15 protein-coding genes and 1 pseudogene are annotated in these 15560 nt (G+C 37.1%); 1 reads left to right on the plus strand and 15 read right to left on the minus strand.

What is annotated here, in order from left to right; genetic code table 11:
* Positions 1-86: 86 nt before the first annotated feature.
* From OR571_RS13790 to ccpN, 10 genes are all read right to left on the minus strand, one after another.
* Complete coding sequence (locus tag OR571_RS13790; RefSeq protein ID WP_282243525.1) at positions 87-923, minus strand: SDR family oxidoreductase; 837 nt, start codon at positions 921-923, stop codon at positions 87-89.
* The gene (uxuA, locus tag OR571_RS13795) at positions 920-1996 is read right to left on the minus strand and encodes a mannonate dehydratase (RefSeq protein ID WP_282243527.1); all 1077 of its coding nucleotides are present in this window, start codon (positions 1994-1996) and stop codon (positions 920-922) included. The genes OR571_RS13790 and uxuA overlap by 4 nt, the downstream gene beginning before the upstream one ends.
* A gap of 18 nt (positions 1997-2014) precedes the next feature.
* Positions 2015-2635, minus strand: coding sequence for a bifunctional 2-keto-4-hydroxyglutarate aldolase/2-keto-3-deoxy-6-phosphogluconate aldolase (locus tag OR571_RS13800; RefSeq protein ID WP_282243528.1), 621 nt, complete (start codon positions 2633-2635; stop codon positions 2015-2017).
* 14 nt (positions 2636-2649) lie between these two features.
* Complete coding sequence (locus OR571_RS13805) at positions 2650-3669, minus strand: zinc-binding alcohol dehydrogenase family protein (RefSeq protein WP_282243529.1); 1020 nt, start codon at positions 3667-3669, stop codon at positions 2650-2652.
* A 9-nt stretch (positions 3670-3678) separates the two neighbouring features.
* Positions 3679-4635, minus strand: a complete 957-nt coding sequence (locus OR571_RS13810) for a sugar kinase (protein WP_282243530.1) — start codon at positions 4633-4635, stop codon at positions 3679-3681.
* 436 nt (positions 4636-5071) lie between these two features.
* A complete protein-coding gene (locus OR571_RS13815; protein ID WP_282243532.1) occupies positions 5072-5644 on the minus strand; it encodes a hypothetical protein in 573 nt (190 codons plus the stop codon).
* A gap of 81 nt (positions 5645-5725) precedes the next feature.
* Positions 5726-6808: an RNA polymerase sigma factor RpoD gene (rpoD, locus tag OR571_RS13820; protein ID WP_481900403.1), complete on the minus strand. Its 1083-nt coding sequence runs from the start codon at positions 6806-6808 to the stop codon at positions 5726-5728.
* A 69-nt stretch (positions 6809-6877) separates the two neighbouring features.
* Entirely contained in the window at positions 6878-8707 is a 1830-nt protein-coding gene (gene dnaG / locus OR571_RS13825) for a DNA primase (RefSeq protein ID WP_282243534.1), read from the minus strand.
* Positions 8708-8922: 215 nt separating this feature from the next.
* Complete coding sequence (locus OR571_RS13830; RefSeq protein ID WP_282243536.1) at positions 8923-9732, minus strand: pyruvate, water dikinase regulatory protein; 810 nt, start codon at positions 9730-9732, stop codon at positions 8923-8925.
* 11 nt (positions 9733-9743) lie between these two features.
* Positions 9744-10382, minus strand: coding sequence for a transcriptional regulator CcpN (gene ccpN / locus OR571_RS13835; RefSeq protein ID WP_282243538.1), 639 nt, complete (start codon positions 10380-10382; stop codon positions 9744-9746).
* 502 nt (positions 10383-10884) lie between these two features.
* Between ccpN and OR571_RS13840 the strand changes: the two genes are divergently transcribed.
* Positions 10885-12267 (plus strand): glycine--tRNA ligase, encoded by a 1383-nt coding sequence (locus OR571_RS13840; protein ID WP_282243540.1) that lies wholly within the window; start codon positions 10885-10887, stop codon positions 12265-12267.
* Between the two features lie 165 nt (positions 12268-12432).
* On the opposite strand, the pseudogene recO reads toward OR571_RS13840, so the two are convergent.
* The 5 genes and pseudogenes from recO to ybeY form a co-directional block, all read right to left on the minus strand.
* Positions 12433-13214 (minus strand): annotated as a pseudogene (recO, locus tag OR571_RS13845) (DNA repair protein RecO).
* Positions 13215-13388: 174 nt separating this feature from the next.
* Complete coding sequence (gene era, locus OR571_RS13850; RefSeq protein ID WP_282243542.1) at positions 13389-14309, minus strand: GTPase Era; 921 nt, start codon at positions 14307-14309, stop codon at positions 13389-13391.
* Positions 14296-14703: a cytidine deaminase gene (locus tag OR571_RS13855; protein WP_282243543.1), complete on the minus strand. Its 408-nt coding sequence runs from the start codon at positions 14701-14703 to the stop codon at positions 14296-14298. The genes era and OR571_RS13855 overlap by 14 nt, the downstream gene beginning before the upstream one ends.
* Before the next feature lie 11 nt (positions 14704-14714).
* The gene (locus OR571_RS13860) at positions 14715-15080 is read right to left on the minus strand and encodes a diacylglycerol kinase family protein (protein WP_282243544.1); all 366 of its coding nucleotides are present in this window, start codon (positions 15078-15080) and stop codon (positions 14715-14717) included.
* Positions 15067-15552, minus strand: a complete 486-nt coding sequence (gene ybeY, locus OR571_RS13865) for an rRNA maturation RNase YbeY (RefSeq protein WP_282243545.1) — start codon at positions 15550-15552, stop codon at positions 15067-15069. Before ybeY ends, OR571_RS13860 begins: the two co-directional genes overlap by 14 nt.
* Between the last annotated feature and the right edge of the window lie 8 nt (positions 15553-15560).

Consider the following 15560-nt stretch of genomic DNA (forward strand, 5'->3'; position numbering starts at 1 on the left):
CCCCATTTACTATTCTCTTTGTTGCTTAGATTGCCTTTCATTACTTTACATGAGAAAAGTTTTTTAAGGCTCTATCCACTTGAAAATTATACACCAGAATAAGCCATAAATCCGCCATCAACAGGAATAGTAGTTCCAGTCACAAATCCGGAACATGTTTCATCTACAAGATAGAGTAAAGTTCCTAATAAATCTATTGGTTTACCAAACCGTTTCATCGGTGTCCCAGCAATAATTTTAGATGATCTTGCTGTATAGTTTCCTTCTTCATCCAGAAGTAAATTTCTGTTTTGTGTTGTTAAGAAAAATCCTGGAGCAATTGCATTGACTCTTAATCCTGTTTCGGCAAAATGAACCGCCATCCACATGGTAAAATTATTGATCGATGCTTTTGCTGCACTATAAGCAGGTACCTTTGTCATCGGTGAGTATGAACTCATGGATGACAGATTAATAATAACTGGAGATGTCGATTTCAATAATTCTTTTCCAAACACTTGGCTTGCCAGAAACGTTCCCGTAAAATTCGTTGCAAATACAGTAGAAAACCCTGTTTCCTCTAGGTCAAAAAATGATTTTCCCTCTGTATCTTCCTCAAAAATTTCTCCATCTGTAATAGCATCTGGATGATTTCCACCCGCTCCATTAATAAGCATGTCAATTCGTCCAAAAGCTTTTAACGTTTCCTCTTTTGCTTGCTCTAGAGAAGCTCGATCAAGAACGTCTGCCTGTAAAGCAATTGCAGAGCCACCAGCATCCACTATATCAGCAACTACTTGTTGTCCTTTTTCGGCAGTTCTATTTAAAACGGCTACTTTCACGCCTTGGCGCGCAAGTTCGCGCGCCATTTCTGAACATAAAACACCACTGCCACCAGTAATAACTGCTACCCGGTCTTTTAAATTTTCATGTATTGGAATCATTGAGACTCCTCCGCCTTGTTCGTTTCATATGCATCCCACAACCCAAGTAAGTACATAATCCCTAATCCGCGGTCATATAACCCGTATCCTGGACGGCAAACTTCTCCCCAAATATGTCGACCATGGTCTGGTCTTACGTATCCATCGTAGTTTTGTTTATGTAGCTCTTGTACTACACCTTTTATATCTATTGAGCCATCACTTGTATAGTGAGATGTTTCAACAAAGTCCCCATTATCTGAAATTTTCACATTACGGATATGGGAGAAAGGCGAACGAGAAGCATATTTTCTAGCTACCTGAACCATATCATTTTCAGGATTTGCACCCATTGAACCAGTACACATTGTGAAACCATTTGCAGCAGAATCAGAAATTGCGATTAGCTTTTCATAGCTTGATTCACCAGTAATAATTCTTGGTAGTCCGAAAATTGAATACGGAGGATCATCCGGATGAATAGCCATTTTGATACCTACTGATTCGGCAACCGGCAATATTTCGTTTAAGAAGTAGGCTAAATTTTCCCAAAGCTTTTCTTCATCTACTTCTTTATAAGCCTCAAACAATTCGGCAATACGAGCCATTTTTTCTGGTTCCCAGCCTGGTAAAGTTAAGTCAGATGCCTCACTAACTGTTTTCACAAGTTCTTGTGGATCTAAATTTTCTACTTTTGATTTTTCAAAAAACAAAGCAGTAGAACCATCTTCCAGTGGATGGAACATTTCTGTACGCGTCCAATCAAAAATTGGCATGAAATTGTAGCAAATCACTTTAACACCAAATTCACCAAGATTACGAATCGTTTCTTTATAGTTCTCAATATATTGATCTCGTTCACTATTACCTAATTTAATTGCTTCATGCACATTTACGCTTTCCACAACGTCGGCATGGAAACCAAATGATTGGATATAATCGATTTCCGATTTGATCTCCTCTTTTTCCCATACTTCTCCAACAGGCTTTTGATGTAGGGCCCATACAATTCCTTTTGTACCTGGAATTTGTTTTACTTGATCAAGTGTTACTGTGTCATTGCCTCTACCATACCAGCGAAATGTAATATTCATCTTAACTACCTCTCCTTCTTAGTTTTTACTAGCTTCCATATACTTTTGGCTAGCCTCAACAACAGCCTCGTAGCCACCTGTTTTGTAAGCCTTGTTCAAATCACTGCCTACTCCAACTGCAACTGCTCCAGCATCAATCCATTCCTTCATGTTTCCAGCATTTATTCCACCAGTTGGCATGATTTGTACATGTGGAAGTGGACCTTTGACTGACTTGATGAAAGATGGACTAAAGTTATTTGCAGGGAAAAGTTTTAATATGTCACAGCCAACTTCTAATGCCAGTATCATTTCTCGAATTGTCATACAACCTGGTAAATAAGGAATTCCATATCTGTTACAAACAGTTGCGACTTCTGCATTGAAATGCGGGCTTACGACAAATCTAGCACCGCATAAGATGGCATGTCTTGCCGTTTCCGGATCAAGCACGGTTCCTGCACCTAAAAGCGCATCTGCGTTTTGCAATTCTTCAAACACTTTTTGTACCTGTGGTGTTGTATACGTTAACTCAATTGCACGTATGCCACCTTCTACAGCAGCTTTAGTAAGTTGCACGGCTTCTTCCGCGCTTTCTCCTCTAATAACAGCAACTACTTTGGATTCGGTTAGTTGGTTTAATATTTCATGTTTTTTCATCTGTAGGAACCTCCTTAGTCAAAAACAATGACAGCTTTACGAACTTTATCCGGATTATTTTCAACGAACGTAAATGCTTCTTGAACACTGGCTAATGCAAATGTATGGGTAACTAAGCCGTTATGTCTAAGTTTTCCGGCATTTAAAAATTCAACTACTTCAGCAAACTGGTTAGTTTGTAATCTTGATCCAACAATTGTAATTTCTTTTTTCGTAATAGGCATCTGAGGTATTTGAGATGGTTTTTCATCAAAACCAAGCACAACAACAGTTCCTGCAGGCGAAACAACATCTACGGAAAGTTCAAATGTAGACGGTAGACATACAGCGTCTATTACTTTGTTAACGCCTTCATCATTTGTCCATTTTGCCACTTGCTCTTTCACATTTTCTGTTCCAGCATTCACCGTCACATCTGCTCCATTATCTCGAGCAAATGCTAAACGTTCCTCACTTAAGTCAGAAACCATTACAGTAGCACCGCGCAATTTAGCAAATTTTAATATACATATACCAATTGGTCCTGCACCTTGAATAAGAACTGTATCCCCTTGTTCCACTTGTCCTCTCCAAGTAGCCTGAGCGCCGATTGTATAAGGTTCTGCCATTACTATTTCGTTCCAGTCAATAGAAGAATCTACTGCATGCAGCTGTTTTTCTGGAAGTACAAAGTATTCTCGCATTCCACCATCTTCGTGCACACCAAAAACGGATAAGTTTGCACACACATTCGGGCGTCCTTTACGGCATGCATAACATTCGCCACAGTATCTGATTGGCTCTACTACTACGTGATCTCCAACCTTCAATTTAGTTACCGCATTTCCAACTTCTACTACTTCACCTGCTACTTCGTGTCCAACAACTCTTGGTAAAGTAGCGAGCGGATTCGTTCCATGATAGATATGCATGTCTGAACCACAAATACCAACACGTTTGACTTGCACGAGAACATCTGTATCAGAAGAAATCTGGGGTTTTTCAACTTCATTAATGACTAAGTCATAAGCTTTTCTTACTTGAACCGCTTTCATTGATTCTCCTCATCTCTCAATAATTTTTTCATTTCGAATAAAAGCAAATACTTCATCGAGTTCAGGAAGTCCTTCATTGTCACCTGAAACTGTTGTAACAAGTGCCCCTACTCCATTCGCAAATTGTAAGCTCTCGAGTGGAGAATAATTATGTAGATAAGAATAAATATAACCTGCATCAAAGCCGTCCCCCGCGCCGACCGTATCAATGGGCTGCACTTTAAATGCTTCTTTTTCATGCCACTCACCGTTAATCAATACTTTCGCACCGTTTCCACCATCTTTAATAACTAGATGAGCGATTTTGAATTCTTCAGACAATTCCTCTAACGATTCGTCCGAAGAATCTCCATGTATTAACTCAATTTCATCTTTACCTGTTAGTAAAATATCAACATATGGAAAAACTTTCATATATGCAGCTTTCGCTTCTTCTATCGTCCAAAGCTTCAATCGAATATTTGGATCAAATGAAACCGGAATGTTATTTTTCTTTGCAAGCTTCAACACTTGCATCGTTATATCAAAATTTTTTGGGTCTATTGCTAAGAAAACGCCTGTTAAATGAACAAGATTCACACTTTCAAGTACCGCTTCTGTAATATCGCTTGGTTCCATTGTTAAAATGGGTGATTGATAACGGTAGTAAAATGTTTTTCCGGAACCGTCCTCCCTAATTTCTTTAAAGTTTAAAGAAGTAGGATAACCATCCACGAGCTTCACTTCCGAAACATCAATTCCCTCACCACGTGCAAAATTATAAATTACTCGACCGAATTCATCTCCACCTAATCGGCTCATCCACTTCGAACTAAGTCCTAAGCGTGCACAACCGATTGCAAAGTTCAATTCAGCGCCTCCCACTTTTCGTGAGAAAGTTGAAACATATCTTAGAGGCCCAGTATCAGATGGATTAAATGTAATCAGAGCATCCCCTAGTGTAAAAACACCAAAATTCGAAACCAAAATCATATACTCCTTTCACATGAACAGAACTTTTTCTACTCTAGTTAACAACTAAATTAGTAATAAATTTTTGTATATGTTTGTTTATAAACCGGTTTAGTAAATCGGTTTATATAGATTATAATCTGAAAGGGTTTTCAATTTCAAGTTAAATTTAAAATAGTAAGTCATTTTTTCATATATGATATTTTCAACGTATAAAACAAGTAAATTATAGCTAAAATTGTCGATTGGTATATTTATTTGCAGAATCATAGGTATTGATCAACCGACAAACGACTACTATACGAGTAACTAGAAATGGGGAGGAATGCGATAAATTCACATCCCTCCCTATCAGAAAGTCACGGTAATAATGGACTAATCGTTTCGTTCAGAACTTTCCAAAAGCACCAACTTAAAAACGCCGACAGATTTGTCTGTCGGCATTTGAATATTAAAGATAAAATTTTAAAAAGTAAAATAAAATAAGAGCTGTTCCAACAATACCGGAAATACTAAAATATACGAGTTTCATCAGCAGTCCGGAAAATAACCACAATAAACAATTACCAATCATTAATCCAATTAACACTAATGGGTAATCATTAAAATAAACATCCCATACTTTAAAAGAAATCCCTAATAGTAATAGTGCCGAAAAAACGAACAACAAGGGCATCATCAACGACTTCGTTTTTGCTAGTTTAATAGCTATGTATAAAAATATGCATATCGCAATTCCTGCTGCAATAATTGGGATAAATGCAGCTGTAGTAATGACTATAAGTGATGCTATTAATAGAGCTGTAATAATACCTAGTGTTACATATAAAAAGGTTTTATTCATTTTTTTCTTCGCTAATAACGCTTGGGATGATTTGGATGATTTTTCTTTCCTTTCATCCTCTACCTCTTCACCTTGGGCATAAAGGGCTGTTAGAAAGTCACAATAATGTTCAGGAAGTAATTTGTTTTTCTTCCAAAACGCAATTTCATTTAGGATAATTTGCTTACGTTGAACTGACATGGCTCGTCCTCATTTCATCTAGCAGTCATCCCTAAGTATAAAACAGAAAAAGACACCCTACAAGGATGTCTCTTCTTAAACTTATTCTAAGAAATCTTTTAGACGCTTGCTGCGAGAAGGATGACGAAGTTTACGCAGTGCTTTCGCTTCGATTTGACGAATACGCTCACGTGTAACACCAAACACTTTACCTACTTCCTCCAGCGTTCTCGTGCGGCCATCATCTAACCCGAAACGAAGACGTAGTACATTTTCTTCTCGGTCTGTTAAAGTATCTAATACATCTTCTAATTGTTCTTTTAATAATTCATAAGCAGCATGATCAGAAGGGGATTGAGCATCCGCATCTTCGATAAAATCGCCTAAATGAGAGTCATCTTCTTCTCCAATAGGTGTTTCTAAAGAAACTGGTTCTTGTGCAATTTTTAGGATTTCACGAACTTTTTCTGGCGGCAAATCCATTTCTTCTCCAATTTCTTCTGGAGAAGGTTCACGGCCCAAGTCTTGTAATAGTTGTCTTTGTACACGAATTAATTTATTTATCGTTTCCACCATATGCACCGGGATACGTATTGTACGGGCTTGGTCTGCAATGGCACGAGTAATTGCTTGTCTAATCCACCAAGTAGCATACGTACTAAATTTGAATCCTTTACGGTGATCAAATTTCTCTACCGCTTTGATAAGTCCCATATTTCCTTCTTGGATTAAGTCTAAGAATAGCATTCCACGACCTACATAACGCTTTGCAATACTTACTACTAAACGAAGGTTTGCTTCTGCTAGACGTTTTCTAGCTTCTTCATCCCCTTGTTCTATTCTTTCTGCAAGTGCAATTTCTTCAGATGCTTTTAAAAGATCAACACGTCCGATTTCCTTTAAATACATACGAACAGGGTCATTAATCTTCACACCTGGCGGCACACTTAAATCATTTAAATCGAAGGTTTCTTCTTTCCCTTTCATCAAACGATCTAAATCTTCTTCATCGCCATCTTTCCGGCTTAGTTCAATTTCTTTGCCTTCTAAATGATCGATAAATTCTTCGATTTGATCCGATTCCAATTCAAAATGAGCGAGTTTTTCAGCAATATCGTGATATGTTAACTCTCCATTTTTTTTACCTAATTCGATTAATTGTTTTTTGCCTCTTCTAATGATAATTCAATATCCGTTTCTTTTGTACGTTCAGACTTGTCCGCCATAAGAAATCCTCCTTTTACTACCGGATGTTTATTCAAAAGTTGCTAACGACTTTTTTAACTGAATAGCTTCTTGAGCGAGTTGCAAAGCTTTTGTCATATCCGTCATTTTCTCTGCTTCTTTTGCTTCATGTAACTTCCGCTCAATTTGTTGCTCTATCCGGTATTTTCGAATATGGCGCAAGCAGTCCATGACTTCCTCAGTTTCATGTTCTGGATCACGTTCTGAGAGCGCAGCTTCCATAACTATATTTCTAAGTTGTGCATCATTTAATACTTCTAAAAATCGTTGATAATCTCCGTCTGGATACTGTTCATAAAATCCGGTTAAGCGTACATAAACTGCCTCGTAAGCATCCCTTATAAAACATTGTTCTCCAGCGTTATTTCTTGCTATATCAATTATTTGCGCATTATGCAACATATGAGCAAGTAACATTCGTTCTGCTCTCTCATCTGCTGAAATGGTCCTCTTCTTTTTTGACAATACTTGATTGGTTGGGAGAGGAATGGTTGGTTCGCTTTTAAATTGTTTTGCTTTTTTTCCTTGAAGCTTTCGTAAATGTTGATAGATTGCTTCCTCAGAAACATTTGTTTCTTGTGAAAGTTGTCGAATGTACAAATCACGCTCTACAGAAGAATTTCTCTCACTCAGTATTTCCAATATTTCTTGAATATACTGTAATGTATCATTTTCATTATTAAAATTCTTATCACGTTTAGAAACAATCATCATAAAGGATAAATAAGAATGGGGCTTTTCTATAATTTTTGCGCGAAAAGCTTCTTCTCCGTAGTTTTTAATATAATCATCTGGATCCATAGCATCCGGAATAATTGCTACCTCTGTTTGAATGTTTTGAGCCTGCAAAGCAATTGCTGCTCTTTTAGCTGCTTCCATACCAGCTTTATCCCCGTCATAACATAATGTGACGTTTGATGTCAATCTATTCAGTTTTGTTATATGTTGAGACGTCAAAGCCGTCCCCATTGTTGCAATTCCGTTGGAAATTCCAGCAGTAGATGCTGCAATGACATCTAGAAAGCCTTCGAAGATTAATACATTTCGTTGTTTACGAATTTCTAGACGGGCTTTGTCTAGATTATAAAGTACTTGACTTTTCTGGAATATTGGAGATTCGGGACTATTTAAATATTTTGCTTCATTTTCACTTTTTTCCAGTATCCTTCCTGAAAAGGCTATTACATGTCCCGTTTCATCGAAAACCGGAAACATGATTCTTCCTCTAAATCGGTCAAAATACTTTAATTCATTTTCTTTTCGGATAATAAGCCCAGTTTTCTCTATTTCTTGTAAATCCATACCTTTTCTTGCTAATAATGTTGTTAAAGCATCCCAATTAGGTAAAGACCACCCGATTTTATACTTTTCGATGACTTCAGTAGAAAACCCTCTTTCTTCTAAGTAATGTAATGCATTTTCTCCTTCCTCCGTATGAAGTAACAAATGATGAAAATAATCGCTCGCAAATTCATGCGCCTTTTTCATAATAGATACTTCTTTTGAGACAGGTGCTTTTGCTTCTGAATGATTGGAGGAGCTTTCTTCAATCGAAAGTCCAATCCGGCTTCCAAGTTTACTTACTGCATCTTGGAACGAAAGATTTTCGATATCCATTAAAAATGTAATTACATTTCCACCAGCACCACATCCGAAACAATGAAAAATCTGTTTCTCTTGCGTTACTGAAAAAGATGGTGTTTGTTCTCCGTGAAAAGGGCATAAACCAAAATAATTTCTACCTCTTTTCGTTAGTTGAACATATTCGCTAATAACATCGACAATATCTGTGTTATTCCTAACTTGTTCGATAACTTCTTCTTCTATACGATTTGTCATTATTTCACCATCTTTACTCGCTACTTTATTAATTCGAGATAAACAAGAAAAATCCTGCAAGAAACGACAAAATAATTCATAAAAAAGTTTCATATAGTAATTATTTTTTCCACAATTAACTATTATAAAACATTTCATATTATTAATCTATACTTTATTCGATTCGCAATACAAAAAACCTTTTCACAAATGTGAATCGGTTCATTTTTTTATAATTATTTTTGTTGAATGTGATTGATTACTAGATTGGCCGTTTCTTCTACTGCCCTATTCGTCACTTCAATGACAGTACATCCAATTTTATTTACTACTTTTTCAAAATGAGCAATTTCTTCATTTATCCGTTCTATTTTAGCATAACTAGCGTCATCATTTAAACCAATAGCTATTAATCTTTCTTTTCGAATAGAATTTAATTTTTCCGGTGTGATTACTAGTCCAAAACATTTTGCAGGATCTACCTGAAATAATTCTTCCGGGGGCTCAACTTCCGGTACTAATGGGACGTTTGCAACCTTATATCTTTTATGCGCCAAGTATTGTGACAATGGCGTTTTAGAAGTTCTAGAAACGCCGATTAAGACGATGTCTGCTTGCAACAAACCGCGTGGATCTCTTCCATCATCATATTTTACCGCAAATTCGATTGCTTCAATCTTTTTGAAATAATCTTCATCTAGCTTGCGAACTAAACCAGGCTCTTCAAAAGGTTTTTCATCTAAATTTCTTTCTAAAAGATGAATAACCGGACCAATCAGGTCAACTGAATCTAATCCATATGCTTTACACTTTTCAACCAATGCATCACGCATTTTTGTTTGCACAAGTGTATATAAAATAATAGCATTTTGTTCTTTCGCTAGTTCCGTAATTTCTTTAATATGATCCAATGAATCAATATGAGTAAATCTTTTTAACTTGGTATGCTGTAGACCTGGTCTAAACTGACTTACCGCCGCTTTTGCCACCAGTTCTCCCGTTTCACCGATTGAATCTGAGACAATAAATAGGTTTAACATTTTCATTGTGTCACTCCTTATAAGTCATGGTCATCAGCTAAAGACAAGAAAGCACGTGTAATATTCGTTTTCGTAATTCTTCCAACTACCTCTAAACCATCTTTTCGTTCTTTCACTACAGGTAATGAATCAATCTGACGACTCATTAGTTTATTTGCCACCTCAATAAGCGTATCTTCTTTTCTACAATACGTAATATTAGGCATTCTTGTCATAATCATATGTACTGGCATTTTATTTAAATCCTGATTTCCAATGCTCGTTCGCAAGAAATCTTTTCTTGAAAGTACACCAGACAATAGAGATTGTTTATCCACTACGAATAAAGATCCTACATCTTCTAAAAACATATGACATATAGCATCATATACTGTCATGCTTTCTTCTACAACAACCGGAATAGATTGGAAGTCTTTTACTACCATCTGGGCTATATTATCTGAAATAGCTTGACTCGTTTTCTTACCAGAATAAAAATAACCAACGCGCGGTCTGGCATCTAAAAAGCCAGCCATTGTTAAAATTGCAAGATCGGGTCGTAACGTAGATCTAGTTAACTTTAGACGTTCTGCAATTTGCTCACCCGTAATAGGGCCATTTCCTTTAACAATGTCCAAAATTTCGTTTTGCCGTTTGTTGAGTTCGATTGGAATCACCGCCTCAAATTGTTATGCATATACTAAATTATTATATACTACTTACTCCTTTATTGCGAAGTAAACTGGCTCATGTTACAATAACAACAAATAATAAAGCGTTGAAGAGCATTATAAGTACTGTAACGTAGCGAGTGGTGACGGTGAGAGACCACAAAACAGGAAACGGCAGCTCGGAGCTTATGCTTTTAAAGAGGATTGTTATTATACAATCAATCGGGGTGGAACCGCGGGTTATAAAACTCGTCCCCGGGCTAAATTAGCCCGGAGACGAGTTTTTTCTTTTTGAAAGCACTAATCAATCACGTCTCGACGTGATTGCGCCCAGATTTTGAATTGAGCTTGCTCAATTAACTCCCCTCAAAATCTGTGGCATCTGCCGGAGGCTTTAACTTCATTCAACTAGGGTAATCACCTATGAATAGAAGAAATTATTGCATTATCCAGCATTTGTAGAAGCGAGGGACTTCTGCTGAATAAAGTTAAAATAGGAGGGTTTGTTATGGAATTTTCAATGGAAACAGTCGTAAGTTTAGCAAAACAAAGAGGATTTGTATTCCCAGGATCTGAAATTTATGGCGGACTTGCCAACACATGGGACTACGGTCCACTAGGTGTGGAATTAAAAAACAACGTTAAAAAAGCATGGTGGAAAAAATTCGTTCAAGAATCACCATATAACGTAGGTTTGGATGCAGCTATTTTAATGAACCCAAAAACATGGGTAGCATCTGGCCATATCGGCAATTTTAACGATCCAATGATTGACTGTAAAAAATGTAAATCTCGTCATCGTGTGGATAAAATTATCGAAGATGCACTTGAGAAAAAAGGAATTGAAATGGTTATTGATGGACTTTCATTTGAAAAAATGGAAGAAATCATGAAAGAACATAATGTAGTATGTCCTACTTGCGGAGAATTTGACTATACAGATATTCGTCAGTTCAACTTAATGTTCAAAACTTTTCAAGGGGTAACAGAATCTTCTACGAACGAAATTTTCTTACGTCCTGAAACTGCACAAGGTATCTTCGTTAACTACAAAAATGTACAACGTTCTATGCGTAAGAAAATGCCATTTGGTATCGCACAAGTTGGGAAAAGCTTCCGTAATGAAATAACTCCTGGTAACTTTACATTCCGTACAAGAGAATTCGAACAAATGGAATTAGAATTCTTCTGTAAACCAGGGGAAGATATGGAATGGTTCGAATTCTGGCGTAATTATTGTAAAGATTGGTTATTAAATTTAGGTGTTGCAGAAGATAGCATTCGTTTAAGAGACCATTCTGAAGATGAGCTGTCCCATTATTCGAATGCAACAACAGATATCGAATATAAATTCCCATTTGGTTGGGGTGAGCTATGGGGTATCGCAGACCGTACTGATTTCGACTTAAAACAACATATGGAGCATTCGGGAGAAGACTTTAACTATATCGACCCAGTTACGAATGAACGTTATGTGCCTTATTGTATCGAGCCATCTCTTGGAGCAGACCGAGTTACACTAGCATTCCTTTGCGAGGCCTACGACGAAGAAATGCTTGAAGGTGATGATAAACGTACTGTATTACGCTTCCATCCTGCTCTAGCTCCAGTGAAAGCGGCAATTTTACCATTGTCCAAAAAATTATCAGAAGGCGCAACTGCCTTATTCTCTGATTTAAGTAAACATTTCATGGTTGACTATGACGAGTCACAATCAATTGGTAAACGTTACCGCCGCCAAGACGAAATCGGTACACCATTCTGTATCACATATGATTTCGATTCTGAAACAGATGGCCAAGTAACAGTTCGACACCGCGATTCGATGGAACAAACTAGAATGCCAATTGCTGATGTAAAAGCTTATATTGAAGAACAATTGCAGTTTTAATTTTAAAAAGCCAAATTAGACATTAGTCTAATTTGGTTTTTTTTAGGTTGGATAAGGTTGATATATGTTTGGGTTGATACAATCAAATGTTCGAGGCGGGAATCCTTTGCTCGGATAGCCCCTCTTTAAAATAGTTTTCACAAGCAAAAAGATCCAGGTTCGAAGTTAATCTTCTGAACTTGGATCTTTTTTCGGATTAAAAAATTCAGGGGTCTTTTCCATTTGATCTAAAAACCCTTGGGACTTTAATCGAATCCCTACTTGTTCGTTATAAATAGTCCGTACAATTTTTTGATAAAGCCTTTTGTTTCTTTTTTTAATGTGAGCTTACCAACTTGGCTAATCGGAACGGTATAAAAAGTACGGATTAGCTTTACCTGTGCTGGTGTTAACCTTATTAAATATGGATCGACAGAGAAGCATCTGTGACAAAGAAAACCGATTTGAGCAAATGAAAAAGCAAATTCCCCGTCCGTTGCTCCGCAGTTGGCACATTGATGCAACACCGGGTAAATTCCAGCAATAGGCAGCATCTTCCATTCTACAAATAAACTAATTGCTTCTGGATCATATCCTTCCGAAATTGCCTCCAGCGCTTCTTGCAAAATAGTAAATATATGGGGTTTCGGAGATTCGTCTTCTATTAGTTTATCCACTAGCTCCATGATAAAGCTAGCATATGCAGTAGTAAAAATATCCTCTCGAATGGAGCGCATAGAGTCGATAATTTCCCCTTGCTGTAAAGAACCCATTCCTCTACCTTGCTGAATTAAAAAATAGCCATAGGTGAAAGGCTGAGATATAGAAGACAAACGGCTCGTAGGTTTTTTAGCACCACGAGCCATCGCCGCTCTTTTTCCTAATTCTCGTGAGAATATCGTGACTATTTTATCCGTTTCTCCGTAAGATGAAGTCCGTAAGACGATGCCTTCTACTTTTTGAAGCAAAAGCCTTCCCTTCCTTCTTAGTATCTTGCTTAAGCGCATTGCCTACCTATGGTCTGCACAATGAAGATCATACAGCTGTTGCGAAATGTTTATTTATTTTGTGACGAGCTTTTGCACCACCAATATGTTTTGGACCCAGACTGTATTTCTCTATGATTGACGCTTATGCATTTCTTAATACTCGTCTTCTCTAAATCCGTAATCACGTAAATGAGTTGATTTATTGCGCCAATCTTTTTGGACTTTTACCCATAATTCCAAGAATACTTTCGTACCAAGTAACATTTCAATATCGTGACGAGCTCTCGTGCCTACTTCCTTTAAAAGTGCGCCTCTTTTTCCAATCACAATGCCTTTTTGGGAGTCTCTTTCCACAATAATTGTAGCCATTACACGAATCATATCTTTTTCAGTATCTTCTTCTTTTTTAATCTTATCAATCACAACTGCAATAGAGTGAGGAATTTCTTCACGAGTTAAATGAAGTACTTTTTCACGTATTAATTCAGAAATGATGAAACGTTCTGGATGATCTGTTACTTGATCCGCAGGGTAATATTGAGGTCCTTCTGGCAAATATTTTTGTATTGTTTCGAGCAAGCGATCTACATTGTTTCCTTGTAATGCAGAGATTGGAATTATTTCTGCAAAATCATATTTGTCTTTATACGACTCAATAATAGAGATTAGTTCATCGGGATGTACTTGATCGATTTTGTTAATTACTAAGAAAACAGGCGTTTCGTTTTTCTCAAGCATATCGATAATAAATTCGTCGCCTTTTCCTCTTGGTTCCGTTGCATTCACCATAAATAATATTGCATCCACTTCACGAAGTGTATTTTTTGCCACTTTTAACATGAAATCACCAAGCTTATGCTTCGGCTTATGAATACCTGGTGTATCAATGAAGATCATTTGACTTTCATCTAGTGTTAAGACACCTTGAACTTTATTTCGTGTTGTTTGAGGCTTATCGCTCATAATTGCAATTTTTTGTCCAATTACTCTATTTAAAAATGTGGATTTCCCTACATTTGGACGACCAATGATAGAGATAAATCCTGATTTAAACCCTTTATTATTTTGCTCCATATTCCAAATCCTCCGTTGTAAATGCACCCGGTAATAACTCTGCAACCGTCGTTTCTAATACTTGACCATTCAAGTTCGTTAAGAAAACCGGCATATCTTGGTCACAAAATTCTGCAAGTACTTGTCTGCACGCGCCGCACGGGGAAATAGGCCCTTCTGTATTCCCAGAAACTGCAATCGCAGCAAATTCCTTTTTCCCTTCAGATACTGCTTTAAATATAGCAGTACGTTCTGCACAGTTGGTCAAACCAAAAGATGAATTTTCGATATTACAACCTTGAATCACTTCTCCGTCTTTCGTTAAAAGTGCTGCTCCAACAGGAAATTTTGAGTAAGGTACATACGCTTTTTCTCTCGCTTTAATAGATGCTTCTAATAACATTTTTTTATCCATCTTGTTCACCTCTAAAATAATATTCCCGACCATTTCGGGATAAATATGATCAAACCGACAATTATTGTACAAATGGCATACACCAGGCAAGCCCCTGCCGCTAGATCCTTTGCCTGTTTTGCAAGTGGATGCAACTCAGGGGATGCTAAATCCACAACACGTTCAATTGACGCATTTACTAATTCTATCATGAACATCCCGCAAATTAACATTACAATGATTATCCATTCCCATTTGGACAAACCCATAATAAAACTCGCTAACAAAACTATAACTGCAGCCAGTACATGAAAACGGAAATTTTGTTCACTTTTTACTACTAGTATAATGCCTTGAAAGGCAAATACGAATGACTTAAAAAATTTACGAATGTTCATGGCCTTCACGCTTTAAACCAAAAGCCTGTAAAATCGTTTCTTGTAAACGGAACATTTCTTTCTCTTCTTCCTCTGTTCCGTGATCATAACCGAGTAGATGTAAAAAACCATGGACTGCCAAAAAACAAAGTTCACGTTCGAAAGTATGTCCATAAGATGCCGCTTGTTCCGTCGTACGTTCAACAGAAATGATAATATCGCCAAGTAGTGTCGGCAGATTCGCATCTTTAATCTCGATTTCGCCTTCTCCCATCTCCTCCATTGCGAAAGAAATAACATCCGTGGGCATATCTTTTTTGCGGTATGTTTTATTGATTTCTTGAATAGCGTCATTTGTCACAAATGTAACACTTACTTCACTGCCTTCTTTTACACCTAGCTGCTCTCCTGCAGAAGTTAATACTTTTTCAACAAGTTTTATTGATTCTTCGGATATTGTTTGTGTTTCGTCCATTAAATCTATTTCTAGCATTCTTTTAG

Source organism: Psychrobacillus sp. NEAU-3TGS, from assembly GCF_029955155.1.
Classification (GTDB): domain Bacteria; phylum Bacillota; class Bacilli; order Bacillales_A; family Planococcaceae; genus Psychrobacillus.